Origin of the sequence: Mesorhizobium sp. WSM2561, assembly GCF_000513915.1 — a bacterium.
In the GTDB taxonomy this organism is placed as follows: domain Bacteria; phylum Pseudomonadota; class Alphaproteobacteria; order Rhizobiales; family Rhizobiaceae; genus Mesorhizobium; species Mesorhizobium muleiense.
Genome location: NZ_AZUX01000031.1, coordinates 72,256 through 80,070 on the forward strand (window position 1 = coordinate 72,256; position 7,815 = coordinate 80,070).

A 7,815-nucleotide genomic window follows, 5' to 3' on the forward strand; every position below is an offset into this window, starting at 1 on the left:
CTTCGGGATGGTTCAGAAAGGGTCTAGCACATCACCAAGCGGTGAAAAGGGGCGGCGTGATGACACGGGGTCAAGGCGACGTCCGCAAAAGCTCCAGCAGCGCCTCCTCGCTGGGCTCCGGCGCAACGCGGAGCTGTTCTGAGGCAACAGTCTCCAAGGCTGCGGCGATACGTCCGGACAGCGCACAAAAACATGTCTTTTTAAAAAGCTCACGCAGCGCCGGCCGCCCAGCCAGTGCCTGCAGCGCTGTGGCGGCCTTGGCCGAATAGAGCAGCACTGCCTCGACCGGCAGGCCGGACAAGCGCGCAAGAACGGCCTCGTCGGAATAATCCAGCGCGACAGTGTCATAGGTCTCGACGGCGCGAACCTGAACGCCTGCCGACTGCAGCCGCTGCTCGAAACCCGAATAACGCACCCGCCCGCACAAATAGACGATGGTTTGTCCGGCGTAATCGCCGGCAAGCGCATCCGCCAGCGCCTCGGCATCGCCCGGCCCTTCGCTGACCGACAGAAACCCGGCCGCACGGGCGGCCTGCGCTGTCCGTCTGCCGACGGCATGGCAAGGCAAACCGGCGAGCGCCGCGCTGATTTCTTTCGGCGCATGGCGCACGGCATTGGCGCTGGTGACGGCAACGGCCGCGGCATTGGCTGCGACCCTGTCCGCATCAACCGGCAGCGCCACCGTTTCGGTCAGCTGCAGCAGGATCGGCTTGAAACCCAGGTCCTCGAGCCGCTGTGCCGTGCGCGAGGCGCCCGGCTCCGGCCTCGTCACCAGGACGCGACGCATGTCAGGCCCAGCCGTCGAAGAATTTTTCGCCGGCCTTGGCCCGCACGGTCCTGGCAGCTTCGTCGCCGATGCGCGCGGCATCCTGCGCCGGGCCTTCCGCCTTGACCTCATGGGATTGCGCCCCGTCCGGCGAGATGATCAGCCCGCCGAAGAACACCGTTTCGTCCGATATCGTCGCATGGCCGGCAATCGGCGTGCGGCAGGAACCATCGAGCGCCGCCAGGAAAGCGCGTTCGCAGGCCAGCGCCTGCCCGGTCGGCACGTCGTGGACTGCCGTCAGCATTCTTTCCACATCGAGATCGCCGATGCGGCTTTCGATGCAGATCGCGCCTTGCCCCGGCGCCGGCGGAAAGCTGTCGAGCGGCATCAGGTCGGTGACGACATCTTCGAGCCCGAGCCGCTTCAGCCCGGCATAGGCAAGGATGGTGCCATCGGCGACGCCCTCGTCGAGCTTGCGCAGCCGCGTCTGCACATTGCCTCGGAACATCACCACGTCGAGATCCGGCCGCATCCGCCGGATCAGCGCCTGACGCCGGAGCGACGACGAACCGACCTTCGCGCCGTGCGGCAATCCGGCGATCGTTTTGGCCGCCTTGCCGACGAAGGCGTCGCGGGCATCCTCGCGCGGCAGGAAGGCAGACAGTTCCAGCCCGTCGGGCAACACCGTCGGCATGTCCTTCGACGAATGCACGGCGATGTCGATGCGGCGCGCCAGCAGCGCCTCCTCGATTTCCTTGGTGAACAGCCCCTTGCCGCCGGCTTCCGACAGCGGCCGGTCCTGGATGCGATCGCCGCTGGTCGAGATGACGACCACCTCGAATGCCTCAACCGGCATGCCGTGAGCGGCCATCAGCCGCGCCTGCGTTTCATGCGCCTGCGCCAGCGCCAGCGGGCTGCCGCGTGTTCCGATTTTCAAGGTTGTTTGCATGGCGCGCTGTCCGTGATAACCCCCGGCAGATCGAGGCCGTTTCCGGGCTTTCTCCTAACGGGGAAAGGCTGGTTGCACAATCTCCAGGGATGGCAACGAATTGATCCGCGTTCTGGGCATTGAGACGAGTTGTGACGAGACCGCCGCCAGCGTCGTAGCGCTGGACGGCGGCGGCGCGCCGAAAATCCTGTCTGATATCGTGCTCAGCCAGATCGAAGAGCATGCCGCCTTCGGCGGCGTCGTCCCGGAAATCGCCGCGCGCGCCCATGTCGAGGCGCTGGACGGCATCATCGAGGCCGCGCTTGCCGATTCAGGCGTCGATCTCGCCGATATCGACGCGATCGCTGCGACCGCCGGCCCCGGCCTCGTCGGCGGTCTGATCGTCGGGCTGATGACGGCCAAGGCGATCGCAGCCGCGGCGAACAAGCCGCTGATTGCTATCAACCACCTCGAAGGCCATGCGCTGACCGCGCGGCTGACCGACGGGCTCGATTTTCCCTATCTGTTGCTGCTGGTGTCCGGCGGCCACACGCAGATCGTCGCGGTGCGTGGCGTTGGCGACTACCAGCGCTGGGCAACAACCATCGACGATGCGCTCGGCGAAGCTTTTGACAAGACGGCCAAGATGCTCGGCCTGCCCTATCCAGGCGGGCCGAATGTCGAGAAGGCGGCGGCGACCGGCGACGCCGCGCGCTTCGCCTTCCCGCGACCGATGAAGGGCTCGGCGCAGCCCGGTTTTTCCTTTTCCGGGCTGAAGACCGCCGTGCGCCAGGCGGCGACGGCCATTGCCCCTTTGAGCGACCAGGACGTCGCCGACATCTGCGCCTCCTTCCAGGCGGCGGTTGCGGATGCGCTGGATGACCGTGTTTCGAGGGCGCTGAACCGTTTCCGCCAGGAGTTTCCGAGCGAGCTGAAGCCTGCGCTCGTCGTTGCAGGCGGTGTCGCCGCCAACCGGACGATCAAGACCACACTCGAAGCCCTGTGCGAGAAGGCCGGCTTTGCCTTCGTCGCGCCGCCGCTCAAGCTCTGCACCGACAATGCGGCGATGATCGCCTGGGCCGGCATCGAGCGGCTGCGCGCCGGCATATCGGGTGAAAACACCGCTGATTTCGTGCCGCGTTCGCGCTGGCCGCTGGACAGCATCTCCGCTCCGATGGTCGGCTCGGGCCGGCGCGGAGCCAAGGCATGAGCGGCAGCGAGCACAAGGTACCAAGCGGCTGGCGCGTTGCCGTGCTCGGCGGCGGTGCCTGGGGCACGGCGCTGGCGCTGGCCATGTTGCGCGCCGGCCATTTCGTCCGCCTCTATGCGCGCGACTTGGAGACCGTCGCCGCGATCGACCGTGGCGAAAATCCGCGCTATCTGCCTGGCATCGCGCTCCAGGCCGGCATCGTGGCAACGAGTGATATAGAGGCTGCGCTCGACGGCGCCGACTGCGTGCTGGCGGTGGCGCCGGCGCAGTCGCTGCGCGCCATGCTGGCCACCGCGAAAGCCCATATGCCGAAAGACGTCCCGCTGGTCCTCTGCGCCAAGGGCATCGAGCGCGACACCGGCGCATTGCTGTCGGCGATCGCTGGAGAGATCCTGCCTGAAAATCCGGTCGCCGCCCTGTCCGGGCCGAGCTTCGCCACTGACGTCGCCAGGGGGCTGCCGACGGCCGTGGTGGTCGCCGCCGGCAATGAGGGTCTGGCGGCCGACCTGGCCGCGCGCTTTTCGGCGCAGAATTTGCGCTGCTATTCGAGTGACGACCTCATCGGCGTCGAGATCGGCGGCGCGCTGAAGAACGTCTTCGCCATTGCCGCCGGTGCGGTCACCGGCGCCGAGCTCGGCGCCAGCGCCCAGGCCGCCATGGTGACGCGCGGCTTCGTCGAATTGCGCCGCATCGGCGCCGCCTTCGGCGCCAGGCCGGAAACGCTGATGGGACTTTCCGGTCTCGGCGACCTGTTGCTCACCTGCTCGTCCGCCCAGTCGCGCAATTTCGCCTACGGGCTGGCGCTGGGGCAAGGCAAGCCGCTTGCCGGGCTGCCCCTGGCCGAAGGGGTGCCGACGGCGGCGATCGCCGCCCGCATCGCCACCGAGCGCAACATCGACGCGCCGATCATCACCGCCGTCGCCGCCATACTGGACGGCACGATCACCATCCGCCAGGCTGTGTCGGCGCTGATGACAAGGCCGCTGAAGACCGAAACCGACGTGTAATGTTGAACAATCCGGAGATGGAAAGATGCTGTTTGCGCTGATTTGCAAGGACAAGCCTGGAAGCCTGCAGGTGCGGCTCGACACGCGGCCCGAGCATGTTGCCTTTTTGGAGGGACTGAACGGCGAGAACAAGCTGGCCTTCGCCGGTCCGTTCCTCGACGCAGACGGCAAGCCGAACGGCAGCCTCGTCGTGGTTGAGGCGCCCGATCTGGAGGCGGCAGAAGCGCTATCGGCGGCAGACCCCTTTGCCAGGGCAGGGCTGTTCGAAAGCGTCGAAATCCGGCAATGGAATTGGACCTTCAACAAGCCAGTGAGTGCATGACTCCGAAAATCGGAATCGATTTTCGGAAAGGATCATGCGCAAAATCAAAGTGCTACAGCGTCCTTTGCGCGTCTGAAAGACGCGCGGCGCTGTAGCTGATCTCCAGCCGCGGAGGAGCAAAAAATGAACTACTGGCTGTTCAAATCCGAACCCTCGGTCTTCTCCTTCGAGGACCTCAAGGCGAAGGGCAAGGCCGGCACGCAATGGGACGGCGTGCGCAACTATGCGGCGCGCAACAACATGAAGGCGATGCAGATCGGCGATCTCGGCTTCTTCTACCATTCCAACGACGGGCTCGACGTGGTCGGCATCGTCGAGGTCTGCGCGCTGGCCCATCAGGACACCACTACTGACGATCCGCGCTGGGAATGTGTCGATATCCGCGCCGTCAAGGATGTGCCGAAGCCGGTGACGCTGGAGCAGGTCAAGGCCAACCCCAAGCTTGCCGAGATGGCGCTGGTCCGACTCGGACGGCTTTCCGTGCAGCCGGTGACGCCGGCCGAATGGAAAGAGGTCTGCCGCATGGGCGACCTGACGCCGGCGCCGTGACGGCGCTGACGCCAAACAGCGCGAGAAACTTCATCCTCGACAACACGGCGCTGATGGCACCGCCCCATGTGCCGGAGATGCTGCTGCATCTGGCCGACGAGGCGCATGATCTGTGGCAGCGGACAGAGGACGAACTGGCCGAAATCGGTCTGCCGCCGCCTTTCTGGGCCTTCGCCTGGGCCGGCGGCCAGGGCCTTGCCCGCTACATCCTCGACAATCCGTCTGATGTGCAGGGCAAGCGCGTGCTCGACTTTGCCTCCGGTTCCGGCCTTGTCGCCATTGCGGCAGTAAAGGCCGGCGCGGCAGAGGTGATCGCCGCCGACATCGACCCGTTCTGCGCGACCGCGATCCGCCTCAACGCCGAGGCCAATGGCGTCGGGATAATGTTTCTTGGCACCGACTGCATCGGAACCGATGCGGGCTGGGATGTGGTCCTGGCCGGTGACGTCTTCTACGACAAATCCTTCGCCGACCGGCTGAAGCCATGGTTCGCGACGCTCAAGGCGCGTGGCGCCGACATCCTCGTCGGCGATCCCGGCCGCTCCTATCTGCCGAAAGCTGGACTGGAGCCGCTCGCCGTCTACGAGGTGTCGGTAACCCGGGCGCTGGAGGACGCGCTGGTCAAACGCACCACCGTCTGGCGGTTTTCTTGACGGCATCGCCGAACAGGCGTTCCATCACGCTTCGATTTTGAGAATACGCATGCCGTTGTCCCAAAACCGCTGGGCACCCCGGCTCGGGCCCGGGGGCATGCTTTTGAGCGACATGCTTCCGGGGAGGAAATCATGGATTTTTCAGCAGTGAACTGGCTGGCGGTGATCGTCGCCGCGGTGGTGGCGTGGTTGTTCGGCGCTGCCTGGTACATGGGCCTGAGCAAGCCGTGGCTAAAGGCCACCAGGCTTGATCCGGCGACCATGAGTAAATCGCCGCTGCCCTTCGTAATCAGCTTCGTCGCGGAAATTGTCATGGCGCTCGTCATGTCTCTGATCGTCGCAGCGATGACCGGTGGCGAACCGAGCCTCGTTGCCGGGCTCGTCTTCGGCTTCGTTCTCTGGTTCGGATTCGTCGCCACGACGCTATCCGTCAATCATCGCTACCAAGGGTTCGACTGGGACTTGACCATCATCGACTGCGGCCACTGGCTCGGCGTGCTGCTTATCATCGGCGCGGTGATCGGCTGGTTCGGCGCGGCGGATGTCGCGGGCTGACGCTGCCGCCATGAAAATAGATCGACGACTGCCGGCTGATCACTCAGGGCAACCTGAAGCTCATCCAAGCGTCGGCTCCGGCTGCGGGTTGTGAACTTCGTTGAGGAGCCAATCCCTGAACGCCACGATCCTGGGATCATTGGCGGATGCGATGGGATAGACCAGGAAGTAGGCGAAGTCGGGCGGAACCTTGATGCCAAGTTCGAAGGGCCGGATCAGCCGGCCCTCGGAAAGGTCGCTCGCCACCATGGCAAAATCGGCGAGCGCAACGGCATTGCCGTCGAGCGCGGCCTGAACGGCGTCGGTCGAGGTGCCGAACACGATCGTCCGGCTGTCGTCGAAATCGTCGACGCCGGCCGCCGCCATCCACATCCGCCAGTTTGGCCAGGTCACGCCTTGTCGCGCCCACTCGATATGGGCGAGCGTGTGATGGAAGAGATCGCGTGGCTCGCGCAGCGGCGGGCCGGAGGCCAGCAGGCTGGGGCTGCACACAGGGATGATGATGTTGTCGAACAGCCGGTGGGTGCAAAGTCCCGGATATTTTCCCGCGCCGAAACGGATGCCGACATCGACGTCGTCCAGGTCGAAATCGCGCAATTCAGAAGCAATGTCGAAGCGGAGCTCGATGCCCGGTCGCTGCTTGCGAAAATCGTCGACGCGTCGCATCAGCCATTTTGTCGCAAACTGGGCGTCGAGTGTCACTTTCAGCAACGCCGTTCCACGCGCCAGCTTGTGCGCCCGTGAGACGGCGCGGCCAAGCAGGTCGAGCGCGTCGGTCGAGGCCTCGAACAGCACCGCGCCCGCCTCGGTCAGCCGGATGGTGCGGCTGGTGCGCGTGAACAGCAAGATGCCGAGCTGATCCTCGATTTCCTTGATCTGGTGGCTGACCGCGGCCGGGGTGAGGCCAAGTTCGTCCGCGGCGCGGGTGAAATTGAGGTGCCGGGCGGCTGCTTCCAGCGTCCTCAGTGCACGGGTTCCAGGCAGCAGGCGCGCCATCAGAATAGGACGAGGAGAGGCCGGTCGAGCATTTTCAATCCTCAAACAAAACTTGAAGATGCAGAGAAAACTACTCGTTTCTCGTTTTAATTTCAATCCGTCATGATGTGACCATCGTACAAACATCAAACCGGACTTGATGTCCGGAGAAGCCGGATTGCACCATGTCTCACATCGTCTTGAGTCCTGTAACCGTCCGCCCGGCCTGGCTGCGCGCGGTGTCTGATTGGTTCCGCCATGCAAAAATGGCGGTCAACCTCCCGCCCGAGAACGTCGACGACCTTTCGGACCGGCAATTGCGCGACATCGGCGCCGAACGCAAGGATGTCGCGCGCGCGATGGATCGGGAACTCGGCCGGTTGGGTCTGCTCGATATCGGCTGGCAGAGGCCGCGGAAGCGGATAGGGCAGTAGGGCAGTAGGGCAGTAGGGCAGTAGGGCAGTAGGGCAGTAGGGCAGTAGGGCAGTAGGGCAGTAGGGCAGTAGGGCAGTAGGAAAACGAAAGGCAAGCGGCGCGTCCGCGCAATCCTACTGACACTTTCTTCCTGCCCTATTCCCCTATTCCCCTATTCCCCTATTCCCCTATTCCCCTATTCCCCTATTCCCCTACTGCCCTACTGCCCTCCCTTACCTCACCACCCTCATCACCGTGCGGTCCGACAGCAGCGGCAACAGCCGGGCCATCGTGCGTGCTGTCACCGCGACGCAGCCTTGCGTCGGTGTGAAGTCGGGGCGGGCCAAATGAAAGAAGATGGCGCTGCCGCGTCCGCGGCGACGCGGCGCAATGTTCCAGTCGAGCACCAGGCAGGCGTCATAAAGCCGGTCGGCGC

10 protein-coding genes and 1 pseudogene are annotated in these 7,815 nt (G+C 64.8%); 7 read left to right on the plus strand and 4 right to left on the minus strand.

The features are described from left to right. Positions 1–70: 70 nt before the first annotated feature. Both M727_RS0124120 and hemC read right to left on the minus strand, forming a co-directional pair. On the minus strand, positions 71–787 hold the full coding sequence (locus tag M727_RS0124120; protein ID WP_027154806.1) for a uroporphyrinogen-III synthase: 717 nt from the start codon (positions 785–787) through the stop codon (positions 71–73). Position 788: 1 nt separating this feature from the next. Continuing rightward, on the minus strand, positions 789–1,715 hold the full coding sequence (gene hemC / locus M727_RS0124125; protein ID WP_027154807.1) for a hydroxymethylbilane synthase: 927 nt from the start codon (positions 1,713–1,715) through the stop codon (positions 789–791). A gap of 103 nt (positions 1,716–1,818) precedes the next feature. Between hemC and tsaD the strand changes: the two genes are divergently transcribed. The 6 genes from tsaD to M727_RS0124155 all read left to right on the plus strand — a co-directional run bounded on the left by tsaD (position 1,819) and on the right by M727_RS0124155 (position 5,990). Then, positions 1,819–2,904: a tRNA (adenosine(37)-N6)-threonylcarbamoyltransferase complex transferase subunit TsaD gene (gene tsaD / locus M727_RS0124130; RefSeq protein ID WP_198032685.1), complete on the plus strand. Its 1,086-nt coding sequence runs from the start codon at positions 1,819–1,821 to the stop codon at positions 2,902–2,904. After that, positions 2,901–3,911 carry an NAD(P)H-dependent glycerol-3-phosphate dehydrogenase gene (locus tag M727_RS0124135; protein ID WP_027154809.1) on the plus strand — a complete coding sequence of 337 codons (1,011 nt, stop codon included), beginning with the start codon at positions 2,901–2,903 and terminating at the stop codon, positions 3,909–3,911. The genes tsaD and M727_RS0124135 overlap by 4 nt, the downstream gene beginning before the upstream one ends. A gap of 25 nt (positions 3,912–3,936) precedes the next feature. Continuing rightward, positions 3,937–4,233, plus strand: a complete 297-nt coding sequence (locus M727_RS0124140; RefSeq protein WP_027154810.1) for a YciI-like protein — start codon at positions 3,937–3,939, stop codon at positions 4,231–4,233. Between the two features lie 123 nt (positions 4,234–4,356). Continuing rightward, positions 4,357–4,782 carry an EVE domain-containing protein gene (locus M727_RS0124145; RefSeq protein ID WP_027154811.1) on the plus strand — a complete coding sequence of 142 codons (426 nt, stop codon included), beginning with the start codon at positions 4,357–4,359 and terminating at the stop codon, positions 4,780–4,782. 53 nt (positions 4,783–4,835) lie between these two features. Beyond that, positions 4,836–5,435: a methyltransferase gene (locus M727_RS0124150; RefSeq protein ID WP_198032686.1), complete on the plus strand. Its 600-nt coding sequence runs from the start codon at positions 4,836–4,838 to the stop codon at positions 5,433–5,435. Positions 5,436–5,567: 132 nt separating this feature from the next. Further along, complete coding sequence (locus M727_RS0124155; RefSeq protein ID WP_027154813.1) at positions 5,568–5,990, plus strand: DUF1761 domain-containing protein; 423 nt, start codon at positions 5,568–5,570, stop codon at positions 5,988–5,990. 60 nt (positions 5,991–6,050) lie between these two features. Here the strand turns inward: M727_RS0124155 and gcvA are convergent, their stop codons facing one another. Continuing rightward, on the minus strand, positions 6,051–6,986 hold the full coding sequence (gcvA, locus tag M727_RS0124160; RefSeq protein ID WP_036263158.1) for a transcriptional regulator GcvA: 936 nt from the start codon (positions 6,984–6,986) through the stop codon (positions 6,051–6,053). A gap of 164 nt (positions 6,987–7,150) precedes the next feature. On the opposite strand from gcvA, the gene M727_RS0124165 reads away from it, so the two are divergent. Beyond that, positions 7,151–7,399 (plus strand): hypothetical protein, encoded by a 249-nt coding sequence (locus M727_RS0124165; RefSeq protein ID WP_027154815.1) that lies wholly within the window; start codon positions 7,151–7,153, stop codon positions 7,397–7,399. A 213-nt stretch (positions 7,400–7,612) separates the two neighbouring features. Here M727_RS0124165 and M727_RS0124170 read toward each other — a convergent pair. After that, positions 7,613–7,815, minus strand: a pseudogene (locus M727_RS0124170) (hypothetical protein); the annotation flags it as partial.

What these genes read in the sequence shown, in the direction of transcription:
- M727_RS0124165 (WP_027154815.1), top strand. Translation starts at nt 7,151, where the DNA reads ATGTCTCACATCGTCTTGAGTCCTGTAACCGTCCGCCCGGCCTGGCTG.
- gcvA (WP_036263158.1), bottom strand. Translation starts at nt 6,986, where the DNA reads ATGGCGCGCCTGCTGCCTGGAACCCGTGCACTGAGGACGCTGGAAGCA.
- M727_RS0124145 (WP_027154811.1), top strand. Translation starts at nt 4,357, where the DNA reads ATGAACTACTGGCTGTTCAAATCCGAACCCTCGGTCTTCTCCTTCGAG.
- M727_RS0124120 (WP_027154806.1), bottom strand. Translation starts at nt 787, where the DNA reads ATGCGTCGCGTCCTGGTGACGAGGCCGGAGCCGGGCGCCTCGCGCACG.
- hemC (WP_027154807.1), bottom strand. Translation starts at nt 1,715, where the DNA reads ATGCAAACAACCTTGAAAATCGGAACACGCGGCAGCCCGCTGGCGCTG.
- M727_RS0124140 (WP_027154810.1), top strand. Translation starts at nt 3,937, where the DNA reads ATGCTGTTTGCGCTGATTTGCAAGGACAAGCCTGGAAGCCTGCAGGTG.
- M727_RS0124135 (WP_027154809.1), top strand. Translation starts at nt 2,901, where the DNA reads ATGAGCGGCAGCGAGCACAAGGTACCAAGCGGCTGGCGCGTTGCCGTG.
- M727_RS0124155 (WP_027154813.1), top strand. Translation starts at nt 5,568, where the DNA reads ATGGATTTTTCAGCAGTGAACTGGCTGGCGGTGATCGTCGCCGCGGTG.
- M727_RS0124150 (WP_198032686.1), top strand. Translation starts at nt 4,836, where the DNA reads ATGGCACCGCCCCATGTGCCGGAGATGCTGCTGCATCTGGCCGACGAG.